The organism is Comamonas sp. DB36, from assembly GCF_057914905.1.
Window position 1 is genome coordinate 2203836 of the sequence record NZ_CP196631.1, and the last position, 17797, is coordinate 2221632.

Genomic DNA, 17797 nt, shown 5'->3' on the forward strand with positions numbered 1-17797 from the left:
CGGGGCAGAGTCCCAGGCGCGGTTCAGCTGGCTTCTCCCGTGGGAAAAAGCGCGGGCTTGGCCGTATAGCTCTCGGGGAAAAGCTTCCTCAATTCGTCGATCTTGGGCAGGTCGTTGACCGTGATGTACGGCTGGCCCGGATGCAGCGTCAGGTCATTCCTCCTGCCAGGCGAGGTTGCCACGAAGCAGCATGAACGCAAAGCCGAATCGTCAGGAGAGGGTCTAGCCGGACTCCCCGCCAAATTCGACCAGCTTGCAGTTCCAGGCGGACTGGCAGTCCGATAACGTGCCCTTGAGATATTCCAGCACTTCGGGCGACAGCGTCTTTCGCCGGTATTTCCGCACAAAAACGATGTGCGGCCCGCTGTTAAAACAGCAGGAGAGCTAGGGCTTGTTACTTTTCATGCTGGCGCCTTACTGATTTCTCCATGAGCATGGCGACATGCAGATCGGCCACCGTTTTCGCTGCTATCCCACGCCTGCACAGGCACAGACTCTGCTGCGGTGCAGGCGCCGAAAGCGGCTGATGCGCCTTGGATGCCCGACCGCGCTGCGCGCGGCCGTGCTCAGGCGAGTGCGGTATCGAGCACCATCATCATCACGAAGCCCAGCATCAGCCCGGCGGTGGCAAACACTTCGTGGCCCTTGCGGTGGGATTCGGGAATGATTTCGTGGCTGATGACGAACAGCATCGCTCCCGCGGCAAAACCCAGGCCCCAGGGCAACAGCATCGCGGAGTGTCCGACGATGGAAGCGCCGACCACGGCGCCCATGGGCTCCACCAGGCCCGAAGCCATGCCTATGGCGACGGCCAGAATGCGACCGTAGCCCGCGGCAAGCAATGCCGCGGCAACGACAAAGCCTTCGGGCACGTCCTGGATCGCAATGCCTATCGCCAGCGCGTTGGCGCGCAGGCCTTCGTTGCCCGCGTAGCCCACGCCTATGGCCAGGCCTTCGGGAATGTTGTGCAAGGCAATTGCGATGACGAACAGCCAGGTGCGGCGCAGCTGCTGGGCGCTGGCGCCTTCGCGTCCCTTGATGAAATGTTCGTGCGGCAGCAGCTTGTCCAGCGCCAGCAGCACCAGGCCGCCGAGCAGAATGGCCGCGCCGACCGAGCCGCTCGCGGCCCAGGCGCTGCCGCCGGCCTGGCGCACCGCGTCCAGGCCTGGAATGACCAGCGAGAACGCGCATGCCGCGAGCATCACGCCGGCACCGAAACCGAACAGCGTGTCCTGCAGGCGTTCGGACGGGCGCTGGGCCAGCAGCACGGGCAAGGTGCCCAGCGCCGTGGCCAGCGCTGCGACGCCGCCGGCAAGCAGCGCGCCGCGCGCCGCCGGATTGTTCTGCAGGCCGTTCCAGACCAGGGCGCACAGCGCCCATACGCCAAGAATGGAAATCGCCAGCCCGATCCGGGTTCTGAGCCGCATGCGTTGTGTGGCGCGCGCAGCGCAGGCGCTGGAGTCATTCATGCGTGGGTCCGATCAGCCTTGCAGCGCCTGGGCGTGGCGGCGAGCGACTTCGGCCCAGTCGATGACGTTGTAGAACGCCGCGATGTACTCGGGGCGACGGTTCTGGTACTTGAGGTAGTACGCATGTTCCCACACATCGAGCCCGAGGATGGCGGTATTTCCGGAACCGATGCCGACCATGGCCGGGTTGTCCTGGTTGGCGCTGCTTTCGACCGCAAGCTTGCCGTCGCTGTCGACCGTGAGCCAGGCCCAGCCGCTGCCGAAGCGGCTCAGCGCGGCCTTGGTGAACGCGGCCTTGAAGGCTTCGAGGCCGCCGAGGTCGGACTCGATTGCGCGCGCCAGATCGCCCGCAGGCTGACCTCCGCCCTGGGGCGACATGACTTGCCAGAACAGGCTGTGGTTGGCGTGGCCGCCGCCGTTGTTGCGCACCGCGGGGCGCAGCGCTTCGGGCAGGGACTCGACCTGGGCAATCAAGGCCTCGATGGAAAGTTCCGCATACGCGCTGCCTTCAAGCGCCGCATTGAGATTGTTCACATAGATCTGATGGTGCTTGGTGTAGTGGATCTCCATCGTCTGCGCATCGATGTTCGGCTCGAGGGCGTCATAGGCGTAGGCAAGCTGGGGCAAGGTAAAGGGCATGGGAGTCCGTCTGGGGAGTGGGAAAAAATGCGTGGCGCGCGCAGGACAGGGCAGGCCGGCGAAAGGCTTGCGCGCAGAAGTCCTTCATTCATTGGAAATGATATTAAATGAGAATCATTACCGATGCAAAACCCATTCGAGCCACATTGACTTAGGCATTTTCCGCTGAATCCGGTGAGCGCTGCGCCCGTTCAGCGTTCGGCTGCGCAGGCCATTTGCAGGTGCTCTTTCACGACCGAATGCAGGTGCGCCAGCAGTATCGGCATCAGAGGATGCGCGGGCGAGGGGCGCCACATGGCCTGCAGCACCGACAGCGGCGTTTTGCGCGCGATCGGCTTGAACGCCAGGCCCTGCATGCCCGCGCGCTGCAGGCAGGCCGGCACCAGAGACACGCCTTGGCCGGTGCTCACCAGCGACAGCACGGACAGCCAGTGGCGCACCTCATGCCGCAGCTCGGGGTCGAACCCGGCTTTCTGGCACATGCTGCGTATCACGCGAAAGTAGTCGGGCGACACGGCTTCGGAAAACAGGATCAGGCGTTCGTTGGCCAACTGGGCGATGGAGATCTTCGCCTGACCCGCCAGCGGGTGGCCCGCGGGAATGCAGGCGATGAAGGGCTCGGAGGCGATGGTCTGCGCGCTCATGCCCGGCGGTGGCGCCATGGTATGCATCAGTCCCAGGTGGATCTTGCCGGCCTGCAGCGCCCCGACCTGGTCGATGCTGTTGAGTTCATGCAGGTCTACGCGCACGTCGGGGTATTGGGCGCGCATGTGTTCCAGCGCTTCACGCGCCTGCACCAGCAGGTGCAGGCCCGCGTGGCTCAGGCGCACGCCGCGGCTGTTGCGCTCGAACAGCTGGGCGTCCAGCGTGCTTTCGAGCTGATCGAGAACTTCAAGATCGGCACGATGGAAAAATGGGGCATTGGCTTTGCGCAGATGCAGCAGCGCTTCGAGCGCCTGGTCTGGTGCCGCGTCAGCGGCTTTGGCGCCGACGGCCCGCTGGGCGCCTGGCCGGGTTACGACGCCGCGATCCAGGCCATGACAGGGCTGATGAGCGTCAACGGCGAGCGCGACGGCGGGCCCTTGCGCGTGGGACTGCCCGTGGTCGACATGGTGACGGGAATGAACGCGGTCATCGGCGTGATGCTGGCTCTGCACGAGCGCCAGCCCAGCGGCCTGGGCCAGCTGGTCGACGCCGCGCTCTACGACAGCGGCATCTCGCTGCTGCACCCGCATGCGGCCAACTGGTTCATGGACGGCAAGACGCCGCAGCGCTCGGGCAATGCCCATCCGCACATCGCGCCCTACGACGTGCTGCAGACCGGCTCCATTCCGGTGTTCTTTGCCGTGGGCAATGACCGCCAGTTCAAGCTGCTGTGCGAACACATCGGCTGCGCGCAGTTGGTGCAGGACAGCCGCTTTGCGACCGCCGGCCAGCGTTCGGTGCACCGCGAGGCGCTCAAGCCCCTGCTGGAACAGGCGCTGGCGGGCTTTGAAGGCAATGCCCTGGCCACGGCGCTGATGGCGATCGGCGTGACGGCCGCGCCCGTGCAGGCTGTGGATGCGGCGCTCGCGCACCCGCACACGCTGCACCGCCAGCTGCGCGTGCAGCTGCCCGGCTACCAGGGCGTGGGCTCGCCGATCAAGCTATCGCGCACGCCGGCTACCTACCGCCATACGCCGCTGACCCCGGGCGAGCAGTTCGATTGACGGCTGCGGCTCAGAGCTTGCGCAGGCGCGCCAGCGCCGCGTGCAGCGTCGCGTCTTCCTTGGCAAAGCAAAAGCGCACCACGCGCTGGTCGAAGCCGTCGCCGTAGAACGCCGACAGCGGAATCGCCGCCACGCCGATCTCGCGCACCAGCCACTGGCAGAAATCGGCTTCGCTCAGATCGCTGACGGCCGAGATGTCCACGCACTGGAAGAAGCTGCCGGTGCTGGGCAGCAGCTTGAGGCGAGAATCCGCCAGGCCCGCGCGAAACAGGTCGCGCTTGGCCTGGTAGAACGCCGGCAGGCCCTGGTAGCGCGCGGGCTCGGCCAGGTAGCTTGCCAGGCCGTGCTGCATGGGCGTGTTCACGGTGAACACGTTGAACTGGTGGACCTTGCGGAACTCGGCCATCAGGGCCGCGGGCGCGGCCACGCTGCCGACCTTCCAGCCGGTGACGTGGAAAGTCTTGCCGAAGCTTGAATTGATGAAGGCGCGCGCCGCCAGGCCGGGAAAGCGCGCCGCGCTCTGGTGCTCGGCGCCGTCAAACACCATGTGCTCGTAGACTTCGTCGCTGATCAACAGCACGTCGGTGGGCGCGAGCAGCTCTTCGAGCGTGCGCATTTCCTCGGCGCTCCAGATGGTGGCGCTGGGATTGTGCGGCGTGTTGATGATCAGCAGACGCGTGCGCGGCGTGATCGCCGCCGAAATCCTGTCGAAGTCGGGGCGGAAGCTGCCCGGCGTCAGCGGCACGCGCACCGGCACGCCGCCGGCCAGCAGAATGTTGGGAATGTAGCTGTCGTAGCAGGGGTCGAGAACGATGACTTCATCGCCTGGGTGCACGCAGGCCAGGATGGCCGTGAGAATGCCCTGGGTCGCGCCCGCGGTGATGGTGATCTCGCTGTCGGGGTGGTACGTGCGGCCGTGCAGCGCCGCGATCTTGGTGGATACCGCCTGGCGCAGCGCGGGCACGCCGGGCATGGGCGGGTACTGGTTGTGGCCGGCCAGCATCGCCTGGTGCACGGCCTCGATCAGCGCCGGGTCGCAGGCGAAGTCGGGAAAGCCCTGGCCCAGGTTCACGGCCTGGTGCTCGGTGGCCAGGGCCGACATCACGCTGAAGATCGTGGTGCCGACGGCGGGCAGCTTGCTGGCGAAAAGGGGCGTGCGGGGTGCGGATGCAGCAGGGGTAGAGGTCATGGTGCAGCAGGAAAAACGATAAGGCACCGCGGGCCGGTGCGCAGGTCAGTCGGAAGAATCAGAGTTCGTAATCGGCCACATGGCCGTTCATGGCGCGCACCACCAGGTCACGGCTCAAACGGTCGCTGAGCAGCTCGGCGAACTTGTAGACGAAGTTGCGCATGTAGGCGCCGCGCTTGAACGCGACGCGCGCCACGTTCTGGCCGAACAGATGGCCCATGGGGCGCACCACCAGGTCGCCGGCCGGGTCGTCGCGCATCGCCATTTCGGCGACGATGCCAATGCCAAGGCCCAGGCGCACATAGGTCTTGATCACGTCCGAATCGATGGCTTCGAGCACCACGCGCGGCTGCAGGCGGCGTGCGGTGAATGCCTGGTCGATCTTGTTGCGGCCCGTGAACGAGGGGTGGTAGGTGATCAGCGATTCGTGGGCGATGTCGTCCAGCGAGATGCGCTCTTTTTGCGCCAGCGGGTGGCCGGGCGGCACGACCAGCACATGCTGCCATTCATAGCAGGGCAGGGTCACGAGTTCGGGGTAATCGGCCAGCGACTCGGTGGCCATGCCGATCTCGGCGACCTCGTCGATCACCATGCGCGCGACTTCCGCGGGCGTGGCCTGGTGCAGGCTGATGTGCACCTTGGGATAGATCTCGCGCAGCTTGGCGACCGAAGGCGGCAGCACATAGCGCGCCTGCGTGTGGGTGGTGGCGATGCTCAGCGTGCCGCTGTCCTGGGCGCTGAACTGTTCGCCTATGCGCTTGAGGTTGCCCACCTCGCGCATGATCAGCTCAATGCTTTGCAGCACATGCTGGCCGGGCTCGGTGATGCGCTTGAGGCGTTTGCCGTGGCGCGCGAAAATGTCCACGCCCAGCTCTTCCTCCAGCTCGATGATGGCTTTGGAGACCCCGGGCTGCGAGGTGTGCAGGGCTTTCGCCGCCTCGGTGAGATTGAGGTTGCGGCGCGCGGCTTCTTGGACGAAGCGGAATTGATGCAGGTTCATACTGATTTCTGCTAAGAGCTTCCATCATTATGACGCATTTGTCTAACAAGAGCCGCTAATTTGCGGCCCGCAACGCGTTATTCGGTCGCTATCTGCGCGAGCAAGGCCGTGACGCGCGCGTCCTCGCCCACGGATGCCTGCACTTCAACCTGCACGTCGGGGTGGCGCGCCTGCAGCTCGGCGACCAGCCGCGGAATGTCTTCGCGCGCATGCTTGCCCGTGCCCAGGAACATGGGCGTGATGCGCAGCTGGCGCACGCCCTGGGCAATCAGCTGGTCGGCGGCCTGGGCCAGGCTGGGCTCGGTGAGTTCCAGATAGGCGCAGCAGCAGGGCGACTGCGGCTGGGCGCGCTGCACGCGCTGCTGCACGGCCTCGATGGGCGCGCGCCACAGCGGATCGCGCGAGCCATGGCCCAGCAGGATCACGCCGAATGTCGAAGGATTTTCAGTAGTCATGTTCATCGCCTGAGCACCAGCCAGCTGAAGGCGCCGAGTGAAAGCAGGCTGTAAATGAAGCCCGGCGCCGCGGCAGTGAGCCAGGGCGACCAGTTCTGCAGATTGCCCGCGTAGCCGAACACGTTGTTCAGCAGGAAGAAGCTGATGCCGGCCATGACGCCGCCGAACACATAGCCCGCGATGCCGCCCGAGCGGAAATGCAGGTAGGCAAAAGGCAGGGCCAGCACGACCATCACCAGGCAGCTCAAGGGATAGAACACCTTGCGCCAGAATTCGATTTCATAGCGCTGCGCGGACTGGCCGTTGGATTCGAGGTGGCGGATGTACTGGAACAGGTCGAGCGTCGCCATGCGGTCGGGCTTGAGCAGCGAAGCGGCGACCATCTCCGCGCTGATGCGCGTGGGCCAGCGCAGCGCGGCCTCGCGCACGCGATCGAGCCGCGCCTGGCCGGCCTCGACGACATAGGTGCTGCGCGTCACGTTGCGCAGCTCCCAGGTGTCGTCGTTGGTGCTCACCACGGCGCTCTCGGCGCGGGTTTGCGAGGCCATGTGGCCCTGGGCATCGAACTCGAAGATGCGCACGCCCAGCAGGTCGCCGTCATTGCTCAGCGCATTGACGTTGACCGCGAACGAATGATCGCCCTGGCGTTCCTTGAGCCAGGCACCGGTTGCGCCGCTCGACACTTTGCCCAGCTGCGCGGCCTTCACGGTCTGCGCCAGGCGTTCGGCCGCGGGTGCGATGTAGTCGCCCACGGCAAACGTCAGCACCACGAAACCCAGGCCCAGCACCAGCAGCGTGCGCAAGGCCATCCACGGGCCCATGCCGCTGGTGCGCATGATGGTGAACTCGGAGCTTTGCGCCAGCCGCGCCATCACGAAGATCGTGCCTATGAGCACGGTGATGGGCAGCAGCTCGTACAGATGGCTGGGCAGGCTCAGCAGCACGAACACCAGCGCGTGCGAAGGTTTGTACAGGTCGCCGCCGGTGCGGCCTACCCAGCGCAGCTCATCGATCAGATCGAAGAAGAAAAACAGCCCCAGAAAGGCCAGGGTCACGAAGGCGACGGCGGACAGCGCGTCGCGGTAGATCAGTCGGCGCAGGACTTTCATTGCACGGCTTCCTTGCGTCGGTTGGACCAGAGCGAACGTATCGACCAGCGGTGGTGGCGCGCGAGCAGCACGCCCAGGGCGCACAGCAGCGTGCCGCCATGCAGCAGCGCCAGAAAGCTGAAGGGCCCGATGCGGCCCGCGCCGACCCAGCTTTGTCCCAGCGTCATCAGGTTGTAGTAAACGATGAATGCGAACAGCGCAATCATCAGGCTCGAGCTGCTGCCCGCGCGCGGGTTCACGCTGGCCACGGCCAGGCCCAGCACGAGGAAGTTCAGCGCCGCCAGCGGCAGGCCCAGGCGCCAGCCCATTTCGGCCTGGTAGGCCGGCAGCGCACTGCTCCACAGCGCATGGGTGTATTGGCTGCGCGCCGATGCATCCTCTTCGGCGATCGATGCGCCGTCGCCCAACTGCAGGCCGTATTCCTTGAACTCGCTGATCTTCACGCCCGGAGTGTCGGTCTGGGTCTCGACGCGCTGGCCGTCGCTCAGGATGACCGTGCGCTGGCCGTTCTCGACAATCAGGCGCGCGCTGCGTGCCGACGTCACCGACTCCGCATGCGGCTCGTTGGTGACGATGAACACATTGCTCGCGGCATCGGCGCCCGGCGTGTCCTTGTCGATGAAGAACACGCGCGAACCGTCCGACGATTCCTGGAACTCGCCGGGCGCGATGCGGTCAATGTCGCTGCGCTGCGAGTACTGCGACTTGAGCTGCTGGACCTGCTGGTTGGACCAGGGCCAGACCAGCGTTGCGAGCACCGCGATCACCGCCACGACCGGCCAGGCAAAGCGCAGCAGCGGTGGCAGGAACGACACCAGTCCGCGACCACTGGCAAACCAGATGACCATCTCGCTGTCCCGGTACATGCGCGACAGAGACCCTACGACGGACACGAACAGGCTCAGACCCAAAATAGTGGGCAACTGGCCCAATACCGTGAAGCCCATGACCATGATCACGTCGGAAGGATTGACATTGCCGCGGGATGCCTGGCCCAACGTGCGAATCAGCATCATGGTCATGACGACCGTGACCAACACCACCAAGGTGGCGCCAAAGCTGCGGGCCAGCTCTTTGCGTATGGATGAATCGAATAACATTGGCTAAAAGGAAAACGCCGATTATGAACTTTGATCTCAAGGCACTGACCATCGCGGCTGCCGCCAACGAAAAATCCGACCTGCTGGTGCTGCTCGTTGCCGAGCCCACGCCCGCCGCGTCCGATCCCCTGTCCTCGCTTGTGGCCCTGGCCCTCAAGCATGGCGACCTGCAGACCGAAGCCGGCAAGTCATTGTCGCTCTATCATCTGCCCGCCATCGCTGCGCGCCGGGTGCTGCTGGTGGGTGCGGGCGATGGCTCGGCCAAGGCCGTTCGCAAGGCCCTGGCCGCTGTCGGCCCGGCGTTGAGCGCGCCCGCGCTCAAGCGCGCTGTAGTGTGCTTCAGTTTCGATGTCCCTGCGCCGGCGCTGACTGCTGCGGTGCAGGCGATTGCCGACGCGACCTATGTCTTTGCCACGACCAAGCCTTCGGCCAAGCCCTGCAGCCTCGAGAAGGTGGTGCTGGGCGTGCCTTCCAAGGCCGCGTCGCAGGCGGCGTTCGACTGCGGCGTGGCGCTGGCGCTGGGCCAGGGCACGACGCGCGAATGGGCCAATCGCCCCGCCAACCATGCGACGCCCACGCTGCTCGCCGACGCCGCCAAGGCGCTGGCCAAGCTGCCCGGCATCGAGTGCAAGATCCACGGTCCGGCCGAAGTCGCCAAGCTCGGCATGGGCGCGTTTCTCGCCGTGGCCCAGGGCTCGGCCGAGCCACTGCGCCTGATCGAGCTGCATTACCAGGGCGGCGCCAAGGGCGACGCGCCCGTGGCCCTGGTTGGCAAGGGCATCACGTTCGACACCGGCGGCATTTCGCTCAAGCCGTCGGCCGAAATGGACGAGATGAAGTTCGACATGGGCGGCGCGGCCAGCGTGCTGGGCGTGTTCCGTGCCCTGGCCGAACTGCGCCCGGCAATCAATGTCGTCGGCCTGATCCCGGCCTGCGAAAACATGCCAGACGGACGCGCCGTGAAGCCCGGCGACGTGGTCACGAGCATGAGCGGCCAGACCATTGAAATCCTCAACACCGACGCCGAAGGCCGTCTGGTGCTGTGCGACGCGCTGACCTATGTCGCGCGCTTCAAGCCGCGCGCCGTGGTCGATATCGCGACGCTCACCGGCGCCTGCGTGGTCGCGCTGGGCGGGCTGCGCAGCGGCCTGTTCTCGAACAACGAGGAGCTGGCCCTGGCGCTGCAGAACGCGGGCGAGGAGGCGCAGGACCTGTGCTGGCGCATGCCGCTGGACGACGACTACGCCGAAGGCCTCAAGAGCAATTTCGCCGACATGGGCAACGTCGCGGGCCGTGCGGGTGGCGCGGTGACGGCCGCGAAGTTCCTGCAGCGCTTCGTGGGCGACATGGCCTGGGCGCATCTGGACATCGCGGGCACCGCCTGGAAGGGCGGCGCGGCCAAGGGCTCCACGGGCCGTCCCGTGGGCCTGCTGGTGCACTACCTGCTTGAAGCTGCCAAGTCCGCTCCTGTGGCGGCCAAGGCAGTGAAGGGTGACAAGGCCGGCAAGGCGGTGAAGGCCGCCAAGCCTGTCAAGGCGGCCAAGCTGCCGGCAGCGGCCGACACGACGGCTGCCGTCGCCAAGACGATCACGCCCGCGGCCGGCGCGCCCGACGCCGCGACCGATACGCTGCTTTGAGTGGCGCCAGCGCTGTGACCATGACCGAAGTCGCCTTTCATTTCAACGCGCCCGACAGGCTGGCCTATGTCTGCCGCTTCGTGCGCAAGGCCTTGCGCAACGATGCGCGCGTGGTCGTGACCGGGCCGCAGGCGGTGACGCAGGCGCTGTCGCAGATGCTCTGGAAGCTGTCGCCGCCCGACTTCCTGGCCCATGCCTGCGAAGGCGACGACGCGCAGGTGTTCGCGGCCTCGCCCGTGGTGCTGGTTCAGGACGAGCGCTGTGCGCCGCACCAGGACCTGCTGCTCAACCTCTGGGACAGCGTGCCGGCGCATTTCGCGCCGTTTGCGCGCGTGGTCGAAGTGGTGAGCGCGCATGACGAGCAGGACCGCGCCCAGGCGCGTGTGCGCTGGAAACACTATGCGGGCCTGGGACTGAACATCGTGCGCCATGATCTGGTGCTGAAAGGGGCGTGATGGACTTGTCCAATGCCAAGGCGCCACCGCGCTATGTGCCGACCTTGACCGATGTGGTGCAGGACCCGGCTCACGGTTCCGTGCAGGCGTCAGCGCCCGAGCCCGCTGCGCATGCCGTGCCGGTGCAGGCTTACGCCTCTCGGGACGTGGCGGCCCAGGCGCCCGCGCCCCATGCTGCAATCCCCGAACTGCATCCCGGCGCGCGCGTGGTGTATTCGCCGTCGCCGGCCTCGGGGTCGGCGGCGCGTTTTCCGCTGGCCGAGACGGTGTTGCCCAGCCTCGCCGAGCAGGAGCCCGAAGCCAGCCCCGAACTCGACGCCGTCGCCTGGGCCCAGGTCCAGATGCAGGCCGAGGAGCGGCTGGTGCAGCGCCTGCTCGAGCGCGTGGAACGCGTGCTGGACCAGCGCCTGCGCGAGTCCATCGCCCAGGTGGTGCAGGAGCAGACGCGCTCGGTGACGCTGCGGCTGCAGGAAGAACTCGAATCGGTGGTGCGCCAGACGGTGCAGGAAGCCATCGCACAGGAGCGCGAGCCCGACGGCGGCGCCGCGGGATTCAGAGTCCGCTGATCATCGCCGATGCCGCGCGCGCGTTCAGCGCGCGACCCGCTGATAGTCGGGATTGACGATCTGCGTGGGCATGCCCTGGATGAAATTCACGACATTCTCGAAGGCCGTACCGAAATACAGCTCATAGCTGTCCTGCTCGACATAGCCCAGGTGCGGCGTGCAGATGCAGTTTTCCATGCGCAGCAGCGCATGGCCTTGCAATATGGGTTCGCTTTCGAACACGTCGATCGCGGCCATGCCGGGGCGGCCGCGCTGCAGCGCGGCGACCAGCGCATCGGCCTCGATCAGCTCGGCGCGCGAAGTGTTGACCAGCAGCGCCGTGGGCTTCATCAGCGACAGGTCGTCCAGGCCTATCACGTGCTCGGTGGCTTCGCTCAGGCGCAGGTGCAGGCTCAGCACATCGCATTGCGAGAAGAACTCTTCACGCGTGTTGGCCGCCTGGTAGCCGTCGGCCAGGGCTTCGGCGCGCGAAGCGTCACGGCCCCAGATGCGCACGTTCATGCCAAAGGCGCGGCCGTAGCCGGCCACGATCTTGCCGACCCGGCCGTAACCCCAGATGCCCAGCGTCTTGCCGCGCAGCACATTGCCGAGCGCGAAATTGGGCGGCATGGACGCGGACTTGAAGCCCGATTGCTGCCAGGCGCCATGCTTGAGGTTGGCGATGTACTGCGGCAGGCGGCGCATGGACGCCATGATCAGCGCCCAGGTCAGCTCGGCGGGAGCAACCGGCGAACTCACGCCTTCGGCGATCGCAATGCCATGGTCGGTGCAGGCCTTGACGTCGATATGCGCGCCCACGCGGCCGGTCTGGGCGATCAGCTTCAGACGCGGCAGCTTCTCTATCAGTTGTCGCGTGATCGCAGTGCGGTCGCGTATCAGCACGATGATGTCGGCATCCCGCAGTCGCACCGAAAGCTGGCCCAGGCCTTTGACGTTGTTGGTGTAGACCTTGGCATTGAGCGCATCCAGGCGGGAAGCGCAATGCAGCTTGCGTACGGCGTCTTGGTAGTCGTCCAGTATGACAATGTTCATGGTTAAATCACCTGCCTAAGTGCTTGAATTTACAGGGGAAAACAACGCAAGCCGTTGATTTGCTTAATTTTTTTGGACTTTCGGCAACCTTGCCTCAAGTCACGGCATCGTCACCACATGCCCTGTACACTTCACTAATTGGCGTAGCTTTTGGCGTAACCTCATTTCGGACTGTAGGAAAGCTACGCTGGCAGGGAGTGCAATGTATTTTGATGCGCGGACAGCAAAGGCGCTGCAGCCCGGTGCCTATATTGTCGTACATGGGTGCCCAGGCTTACGTCTGGATGCAAGTAACGCAAGTAAAAGTTGGATTTACCGTTACAAGTCGCCAGTCGATGGGCGCATGCGACAAATCAAATTTGCTCAGTGGCCAGCGATGCCGTTCACGGCTGCTGTTGCTAGGTGGGAGGGGTTGCGCCAAATTCGTGATTCCGGACGCGATCCGTCGCTCGAGCGTAAGGCAGAGAGGCAGGGAAAGCAGGCCGCAGCAGTTGAGGCGAAAGAGGGGGCTTACACCGTTGGGCGTCTGGTAGGCGACTATCTCACCGACTACATCGAGCGCAACCGTGAAGCCAAAAACGCAAAGGCTTTGCGATCGCGCCTCACTCGTGGCATCGCATCCATCGCGCATTTGGAGCCCTCGGCAGTTACGCGCAGCGTAGCTTTTGAAGCGATCCAAGCCGTGGCCGATAGGCCTGTGATGGCGAATAGCCTGCGCCAGGAGCTGGGCGGGGCCTGGGAATATGCCCATGATTCAGGTCGTTTGAGCGCAGATGTTCCCAACTGGTGGCGGCAGATCCTAAAGCGCAAGCTACAGAGCAAGGGCCAGTTGCGTGATGGCGAGCACAAGGGTTCGGATAAGCGAGTGCTCGAGCCTGAAGAGGTGCGGAGGTTGATCGTGGCAGACTATCCCAAGCTGTCGCCGGCGGTACAGGATGTGCTGACGCTATACCTGTGGACGTGTGCTCGGGGAGTGGAGATTTGCGCATTGCACGCAAGCCACATTAGAGAAGAGGGAAAGGTGTTGTGGGCAATGCTGCCCAGGAGCCTCACCAAGAACAAGAAAAGGGAAAGCGCCAATGACTTTCGAGTTCCGCTTTTAGGTCGTGCCGCGGACGTCGTCAAACGGCGGCTGGCAGACAATCCCAATGGATTTCTGTTTCCGGGTGCGCATGCTTCCGGGCATATCCAGCAGACGAACGTGCAGACCCAGGTGCATTCGAAGCAGCCTTATAGCAAGACGCGACCAGGTTGGGAGCGGGCGCGGCTGGAGGTGACGCACTGGTCTCCGCATGATTTGCGCAGGACAGGGCGCACGATGCTTGCTCAGATCGGTTGCCCTGAAGAAGTTGGCGAGGCCATCATGGGGCATGTCACTGCAGGTGTGGCAGGCGTATATAACCGATACCGCTATGACGCTGAAAAGCTTCACTGGCTGCAGCGCCATGCGGAGAGGCTGGATGCAATTGTTCAGGCCTCTCCTACATAGACGGCCTCACCCTGCCTGTTGTTTCTAGGCTTTGGGGCTCCGGTGTTGCTGGGCGGCAGCAGCTCTGAAACGGGGCGCTTTTCAGCCCATGAGTCAATGTCGCTGACCAGCCAGCCTACTCGATTGGGGCTGAGCTGCCTGGACTTGGGGATGCTGCCTTGAGCCACAAGGCGCTCAAACGACTTCACGGAAAGACTCAAGAGTTGTGCTGCGATTTCTTTGGGGACGACGCGGGGTGAAATTGTTACGGTGGTCATAGTCATTTGCTCGTAAAAGGAGCGCCCTTCGGGGGTAGGCTGGACGAGTTCGAGGAACGCGGTTGCGTTGGGGTTGGCAGCCAGGTGAAGTGGGGCGGATCGCCTGCAGCTTGGTATGTGTCCCAGAGCGCTTGCCGGGCGCGGCGCCGGCGGCAATGCACTGTGGGCAGTTGATGTGGTGGAGCTGGTATGCCTTATCGGCCTGTTCCCAGGTGCTGGCGCTGGTCGTCATGGCGCGGGAGCCTCGTCCCAGGTGTGGCCATCCAGCAGGCGGCCAGCGAGTTTCTTGCCGACACGAGCCATTTCGCCCCACATGCATACGTAGAGATCGCTGCGCTTTCCGCCCGCCGCCATGAACGCAGGGCCGTCGGCTGGCCCCCATTCGCCCCACTGCTTGAACAGGAAGGGCACGTCGGCATCGGCGCACTGGTCGCGCAGACTGAGCGCCCAGTCGGGATGCATGGGCCGCGCGCCGGGTTCGCTCTCGCCGCCAACGATCACCCAGTCCAGGCGCTGAATGGCCCGGACCATGTTGCGCATGACACCATTTGCCACCATCACGCTGGTCAGGTCGACCGAGCCCAGCAGCGGCTCCATGCTCAAGAACCGCACGCGCGCTTCCAGCGCCAACAGCTTGGGAATGTCGCGGGCTGCTTCTGCCTGGCTGGTGATGGTGGCGCCGAGCCACACGTTGGGATACTGCTTGGCGAAGTCGAATGGCACAGGGAGCATGTTGCCCACGTTGCCAATGCGTTTGGTCAGCAGCAGCCAGTCCAGGTTGGGCGTGGCCTCGATCAGCCGGAACAGGTCTTCGCGCCACTGCGGATCCACGGCGTTGTCGAAGACGTCGGCCAAGCTGGTGCAGAACACGCGCTGGCGGCGGCCGTGCTGGTTCATGAAGGCCTCGGCCTGGGCATTCCAGCGCTTCGGCAGTTCCCAGTTGCTGGCGCTGGTCCGGCGCCGCGCCGCGCCGGGGCCCAGGTTGATGGTCGTGCCGCCGGCGAAGCGCGCGTTGCGCGTCTTGGCATAGCAGTGGTCGCAGCCGGGTCCGACCTTTTGGCAGCCTTCCCAGGGATTGAAGGTGTGGTCTGTCCACTCGATCTTGCTGTTTTCGGACATGAGTTCTCCAAAAAAGCAGCCCCGCTCGATGGCGGGGCTGGTGGTTGGTTGAGGCGGATCCGGGGTCCTGGTAGTCCGCGTGGCGTTATCGAGAGTGCGTACGTTATTTGGCTATCAATTCAGCAGCACCAACCTTGCGGCTATGGCCCCGAATGGTATGCAGCGCGAGATATGCGTTTCGCTTTGTCTGAGGCCTTGCCTGTGTATGCCTTTTTTCATTCCATCTCACTCGTGAATGCCTATAAATATCCGCAATGAGGGGAATCATGTATTGAAAAGAAATATCCATGGTGTTTAAGAAATCTCTGTGGGATTTAACGCCTAGGTGCTGTAGGACGTGACCTGCGTGGCGTATTTGGCATTCTGATCAATGGAACTCTCAATGGGTCAGAGCTGGATTGATTGGTCTGTAAGCTCCATTTACGCCATAGTTGTATAAAAAAAGCAACAAGATGCTGCTATCATTATTGATGTTACGTTTTGCAATAATTGATGGCCACCAGAGGCGTCGGTGCTGAAGAACCGCAACTGGCACGCCTGCTGGAACGGCGCCAAATAATCCCTCTTGGAGTAGAAATGAAGTTGTTTTCAGACTGGTCCGTAGGCACCAAGTTGCTGGTCGGGTTTCTTGCGGTCGCAGCCATTGCGGCACTGATTGGTCTTCAAGGAATCCTGAAGGCGGGGGAGATCAACGAGCTCGCCAACACCATGTACGAGCGCGAAACCGTAGGTATGCGCCAGATCGCCGATGCCAACATCGAGCTACTGGCCGCTACCCGTGCCCTGCGCAGCGCAATGCTGTCCTATTCCAGTAATGACCGGGATACCCACCTCAAAGATCGTGAGCAGCGCCTGTCGAACACCCTCGCGCAATTGCAGATGGCGTCTAAGTCGTTCACCCGGCCTGAAGGCAAGGCGATGCTGGAGGACGCTCGTGTCTCGGTGGAGGCGTACATCAAGGCGTCGGATCAAACAGTGGCCTTGCTGCGTTCCGAGCCGCTCATAGAAGTGCTGGGTTCCACGCAGCAACTGTTCACGGTGGTGCGCCCTATTGCCGACAAGGCCGACGCTCTGATGACCCAATTGGTGAACCGGCGTATGGCCCAAGCCAGCAACCTCAAAGATGAAACCGACGTCATTTTTGAGAACATCCGTATCCTGCTGCTAGTGCTGACGCTGGGTGGCGTGGTAGTGGGAGTCGTGCTGGGTGTGACCATCACCCGCGGCCTTACTGGCCAGCTGGGCGGCGAGCCCGGCCAGGTGGCAAAGATGGCTAGCGCGATTGCCGATGGCGATCTGACGACCCGCATCGATACGTCCAAGGCCAAAGATGGCTCCGTGGTCCACGCCATGCACTCCATGCAGGAATCGCTGCGCCGCGTCGTGAGTTCCGTGCGCTTCAGCAGCGACAGCATTGCGACAGGATCCGGCCAGATTTCCGTAGGCAATGCCGATCTGTCACAGCGCACAGAAGAGCAGGCTAGCAATCTTCAGCAGACGGCAGCTTCTATGGAAGAGATCAGCAGCACCGTGCAGCACAATGCAGAGACTGCCCGCCTGGCCACGCAATTGGCCAATAGCGCCAGTCAGAGCGTGCGCCAGGGCGGTGAAGTGATGGAGCAGGTAGTGGCTACGATGGCCGAGATCAATACCTCATCGCGCAAGATCGCAGACATCATCAGCGTGGTTGACGGCATCGCGTTTCAGACCAACATTCTGGCGCTCAATGCGGCGGTTGAGGCCGCACGCGCAGGTGAACAGGGCCGGGGCTTTGCCGTGGTCGCAAGTGAAGTGCGAAGCCTGGCGCAGCGTAGTGCCGAAGCGGCCAAGGAGATCAAGACGCTTATAGCCAACAGTGTGGACGCTGTGAGCGCAGGCGGTCAGCTGGTCGATGAGGCTGGCACCTCCATGCAGGTCATCGTTGGCCAAGTGCAGCAGGTCACCGACCTAATCGGTCAAATCAGTTCCGCCACCATCGAGCAGACCACAGGTATCGGCCAGATCAGCGATGCGGTTGCGCAGCTCGATCAGGTCACCCAGCAGAACGCCGCGCTGGTTGAAGAGTCTGCAGCTGCGGCCGACAGCCTCAACGTGCAGGCCAAGCAATTAGTTCAGGCTGTGAGGGTGTTCCGGCTGGGTTCGGATTCGCCTGCGCCCGCATTGGCGATGACGTAGCACGTGCTTATGTGCCGCCGGGCATGGATAGCTGCATGTGCAATGTCAGCAGGCTTGCCCACGCGGCACAGCGTGGTCTTGGTCATAAACACGCCATGTATCCCGCAGCCTATTCCGGATTGCTCGCATTTTGACTAATAGAATGCTGCTGGGGTCGCCAGTGCCGCGCGGCCTGCGGCCGTGGGCAGGTGATTGATGCCGGCCAGCATTCCCTTGCGGTGTAAGGCCTGGGCGGTGCTGAGCGGGCCGGACTGGTGAATTCGGGCCAGGCCGTGCTCGAGCGGTCGGCCGGTGATGGCATTGGCCAGCATTGCGCGCTGGGGCCTAGATAGGGATTGCTTCATAACGCCCTCTGCAGTGAAAAATCTCGCTATCGCGGGCATGAATATTTTTTGCA

The 17797-nt window shown here is 63.8% G+C and carries 20 protein-coding genes; 6 read left to right on the top strand and 14 right to left on the bottom strand.

Going from position 1 to position 17797, the window contains the following annotated elements:
• Window positions 1-23: 23 nt before the first annotated feature.
• The 5 genes from ACSVDO_RS10185 to ACSVDO_RS10205 all read right to left on the bottom strand — a co-directional run bounded on the left by ACSVDO_RS10185 (window position 24) and on the right by ACSVDO_RS10205 (window position 2938).
• Window positions 24-182 (bottom strand): hypothetical protein, encoded by a 159-nt coding sequence (locus tag ACSVDO_RS10185; RefSeq protein WP_489596263.1) that lies wholly within the window; start codon window positions 180-182, stop codon window positions 24-26.
• Window positions 183-222: 40 nt separating this feature from the next.
• The gene (locus tag ACSVDO_RS10190; RefSeq protein ID WP_489596265.1) at window positions 223-345 is read right to left on the bottom strand and encodes a hypothetical protein; all 123 of its coding nucleotides are present in this window, start codon (window positions 343-345) and stop codon (window positions 223-225) included.
• Between the two features lie 221 nt (window positions 346-566).
• A complete protein-coding gene (locus ACSVDO_RS10195; protein ID WP_489596266.1) occupies window positions 567-1469 on the bottom strand; it encodes a ZIP family metal transporter in 903 nt (300 codons plus the stop codon).
• Between the two features lie 12 nt (window positions 1470-1481).
• The gene (locus ACSVDO_RS10200) at window positions 1482-2108 is read right to left on the bottom strand and encodes a superoxide dismutase (protein WP_489596267.1); all 627 of its coding nucleotides are present in this window, start codon (window positions 2106-2108) and stop codon (window positions 1482-1484) included.
• Between the two features lie 191 nt (window positions 2109-2299).
• Window positions 2300-2938, bottom strand: coding sequence for a LysR substrate-binding domain-containing protein (locus ACSVDO_RS10205; protein WP_489596269.1), 639 nt, complete (start codon window positions 2936-2938; stop codon window positions 2300-2302).
• Between the two features lie 24 nt (window positions 2939-2962).
• Between ACSVDO_RS10205 and ACSVDO_RS10210 the strand changes: the two genes are divergently transcribed.
• Complete coding sequence (locus ACSVDO_RS10210; protein WP_489596380.1) at window positions 2963-3817, top strand: CaiB/BaiF CoA transferase family protein; 855 nt, start codon at window positions 2963-2965, stop codon at window positions 3815-3817.
• A gap of 10 nt (window positions 3818-3827) precedes the next feature.
• Here the strand turns inward: ACSVDO_RS10210 and ACSVDO_RS10215 are convergent, their stop codons facing one another.
• The 5 genes from ACSVDO_RS10215 to lptF all read right to left on the bottom strand — a co-directional run bounded on the left by ACSVDO_RS10215 (window position 3828) and on the right by lptF (window position 8670).
• Entirely contained in the window at window positions 3828-5006 is a 1179-nt protein-coding gene (locus ACSVDO_RS10215; RefSeq protein WP_489596270.1) for a pyridoxal phosphate-dependent aminotransferase, read from the bottom strand.
• A gap of 58 nt (window positions 5007-5064) precedes the next feature.
• Window positions 5065-6006, bottom strand: coding sequence for a CysB family HTH-type transcriptional regulator (locus ACSVDO_RS10220; protein WP_332539507.1), 942 nt, complete (start codon window positions 6004-6006; stop codon window positions 5065-5067).
• A gap of 77 nt (window positions 6007-6083) precedes the next feature.
• A complete protein-coding gene (locus tag ACSVDO_RS10225; protein ID WP_332539505.1) occupies window positions 6084-6461 on the bottom strand; it encodes a sirohydrochlorin chelatase in 378 nt (125 codons plus the stop codon).
• Between the two features lie 2 nt (window positions 6462-6463).
• Complete coding sequence (lptG, locus tag ACSVDO_RS10230) at window positions 6464-7570, bottom strand: LPS export ABC transporter permease LptG (RefSeq protein ID WP_332539504.1); 1107 nt, start codon at window positions 7568-7570, stop codon at window positions 6464-6466.
• The gene (gene lptF, locus ACSVDO_RS10235; protein ID WP_332549445.1) at window positions 7567-8670 is read right to left on the bottom strand and encodes an LPS export ABC transporter permease LptF; all 1104 of its coding nucleotides are present in this window, start codon (window positions 8668-8670) and stop codon (window positions 7567-7569) included. The genes lptG and lptF overlap by 4 nt, the downstream gene beginning before the upstream one ends.
• Window positions 8671-8693: 23 nt before the next feature.
• Between lptF and ACSVDO_RS10240 the strand changes: the two genes are divergently transcribed.
• The 3 genes from ACSVDO_RS10240 to ACSVDO_RS10250 are packed head-to-tail and all read left to right on the top strand — an operon-like array spanning window position 8694 to window position 11328.
• Window positions 8694-10307, top strand: a complete 1614-nt coding sequence (locus ACSVDO_RS10240) for a leucyl aminopeptidase (RefSeq protein WP_489596274.1) — start codon at window positions 8694-8696, stop codon at window positions 10305-10307.
• A 20-nt stretch (window positions 10308-10327) separates the two neighbouring features.
• Window positions 10328-10762 carry a DNA polymerase III subunit chi gene (locus tag ACSVDO_RS10245; RefSeq protein WP_332539500.1) on the top strand — a complete coding sequence of 145 codons (435 nt, stop codon included), beginning with the start codon at window positions 10328-10330 and terminating at the stop codon, window positions 10760-10762.
• On the top strand, window positions 10762-11328 hold the full coding sequence (locus tag ACSVDO_RS10250; protein ID WP_489596276.1) for a hypothetical protein: 567 nt from the start codon (window positions 10762-10764) through the stop codon (window positions 11326-11328). Before ACSVDO_RS10245 ends, ACSVDO_RS10250 begins: the two co-directional genes overlap by 1 nt.
• A gap of 24 nt (window positions 11329-11352) precedes the next feature.
• On the opposite strand, the gene ACSVDO_RS10255 is transcribed toward ACSVDO_RS10250, so the two are convergent.
• On the bottom strand, window positions 11353-12360 hold the full coding sequence (locus tag ACSVDO_RS10255) for a D-2-hydroxyacid dehydrogenase family protein (RefSeq protein WP_489596278.1): 1008 nt from the start codon (window positions 12358-12360) through the stop codon (window positions 11353-11355).
• 202 nt (window positions 12361-12562) lie between these two features.
• Here ACSVDO_RS10255 and ACSVDO_RS10260 point away from each other — a divergent pair, with 202 nt between their 5' ends.
• The gene (locus ACSVDO_RS10260; protein WP_489596279.1) at window positions 12563-13849 is read left to right on the top strand and encodes a tyrosine-type recombinase/integrase; all 1287 of its coding nucleotides are present in this window, start codon (window positions 12563-12565) and stop codon (window positions 13847-13849) included.
• On the opposite strand, the gene ACSVDO_RS10265 is transcribed toward ACSVDO_RS10260, so the two are convergent.
• Together ACSVDO_RS10265 and ACSVDO_RS10270 are read right to left on the bottom strand one after the other, a co-directional pair.
• On the bottom strand, window positions 13831-14112 hold the full coding sequence (locus tag ACSVDO_RS10265) for a helix-turn-helix transcriptional regulator (RefSeq protein WP_489596281.1): 282 nt from the start codon (window positions 14110-14112) through the stop codon (window positions 13831-13833). The genes ACSVDO_RS10260 and ACSVDO_RS10265 overlap by 19 nt on opposite strands.
• 222 nt (window positions 14113-14334) lie before the next feature.
• On the bottom strand, window positions 14335-15225 hold the full coding sequence (locus tag ACSVDO_RS10270; protein WP_489596282.1) for a phage Gp37/Gp68 family protein: 891 nt from the start codon (window positions 15223-15225) through the stop codon (window positions 14335-14337).
• Between the two features lie 576 nt (window positions 15226-15801).
• Between ACSVDO_RS10270 and ACSVDO_RS10275 the strand changes: the two genes are divergently transcribed.
• Window positions 15802-17400 carry a methyl-accepting chemotaxis protein gene (locus tag ACSVDO_RS10275; RefSeq protein ID WP_489596284.1) on the top strand — a complete coding sequence of 533 codons (1599 nt, stop codon included), beginning with the start codon at window positions 15802-15804 and terminating at the stop codon, window positions 17398-17400.
• 134 nt (window positions 17401-17534) lie between these two features.
• Here the strand turns inward: ACSVDO_RS10275 and ACSVDO_RS10280 are convergent, their stop codons facing one another.
• Window positions 17535-17744, bottom strand: coding sequence for a hypothetical protein (locus ACSVDO_RS10280; protein ID WP_489596286.1), 210 nt, complete (start codon window positions 17742-17744; stop codon window positions 17535-17537).
• Window positions 17745-17797: the final 53 nt, after the last annotated feature.

Excerpts from the sequence above, each read along its gene's own strand:
- lptF (WP_332549445.1), bottom strand. The coding sequence starts at position 8,670 with ATGTTATTCGATTCATCCATACGCAAAGAGCTGGCCCGCAGCTTTGGC.
- ACSVDO_RS10270 (WP_489596282.1), bottom strand. The coding sequence starts at position 15,225 with ATGTCCGAAAACAGCAAGATCGAGTGGACAGACCACACCTTCAATCCC.
- ACSVDO_RS10240 (WP_489596274.1), top strand. The coding sequence starts at position 8,694 with ATGAACTTTGATCTCAAGGCACTGACCATCGCGGCTGCCGCCAACGAA.
- lptG (WP_332539504.1), bottom strand. The coding sequence starts at position 7,570 with ATGAAAGTCCTGCGCCGACTGATCTACCGCGACGCGCTGTCCGCCGTC.
- ACSVDO_RS10255 (WP_489596278.1), bottom strand. The coding sequence starts at position 12,360 with ATGAACATTGTCATACTGGACGACTACCAAGACGCCGTACGCAAGCTG.
- ACSVDO_RS10265 (WP_489596281.1), bottom strand. The coding sequence starts at position 14,112 with ATGACTATGACCACCGTAACAATTTCACCCCGCGTCGTCCCCAAAGAA.
- ACSVDO_RS10275 (WP_489596284.1), top strand. The coding sequence starts at position 15,802 with ATGAAGTTGTTTTCAGACTGGTCCGTAGGCACCAAGTTGCTGGTCGGG.
- ACSVDO_RS10225 (WP_332539505.1), bottom strand. The coding sequence starts at position 6,461 with ATGACTACTGAAAATCCTTCGACATTCGGCGTGATCCTGCTGGGCCAT.
- ACSVDO_RS10215 (WP_489596270.1), bottom strand. The coding sequence starts at position 5,006 with ATGACCTCTACCCCTGCTGCATCCGCACCCCGCACGCCCCTTTTCGCC.
- ACSVDO_RS10195 (WP_489596266.1), bottom strand. The coding sequence starts at position 1,469 with ATGAATGACTCCAGCGCCTGCGCTGCGCGCGCCACACAACGCATGCGG.
- ACSVDO_RS10280 (WP_489596286.1), bottom strand. The coding sequence starts at position 17,744 with ATGAAGCAATCCCTATCTAGGCCCCAGCGCGCAATGCTGGCCAATGCC.
- ACSVDO_RS10250 (WP_489596276.1), top strand. The coding sequence starts at position 10,762 with ATGGACTTGTCCAATGCCAAGGCGCCACCGCGCTATGTGCCGACCTTG.
- ACSVDO_RS10200 (WP_489596267.1), bottom strand. The coding sequence starts at position 2,108 with ATGCCCTTTACCTTGCCCCAGCTTGCCTACGCCTATGACGCCCTCGAG.
- ACSVDO_RS10260 (WP_489596279.1), top strand. The coding sequence starts at position 12,563 with ATGTATTTTGATGCGCGGACAGCAAAGGCGCTGCAGCCCGGTGCCTAT.
- ACSVDO_RS10245 (WP_332539500.1), top strand. The coding sequence starts at position 10,328 with ATGACCGAAGTCGCCTTTCATTTCAACGCGCCCGACAGGCTGGCCTAT.
- ACSVDO_RS10220 (WP_332539507.1), bottom strand. The coding sequence starts at position 6,006 with ATGAACCTGCATCAATTCCGCTTCGTCCAAGAAGCCGCGCGCCGCAAC.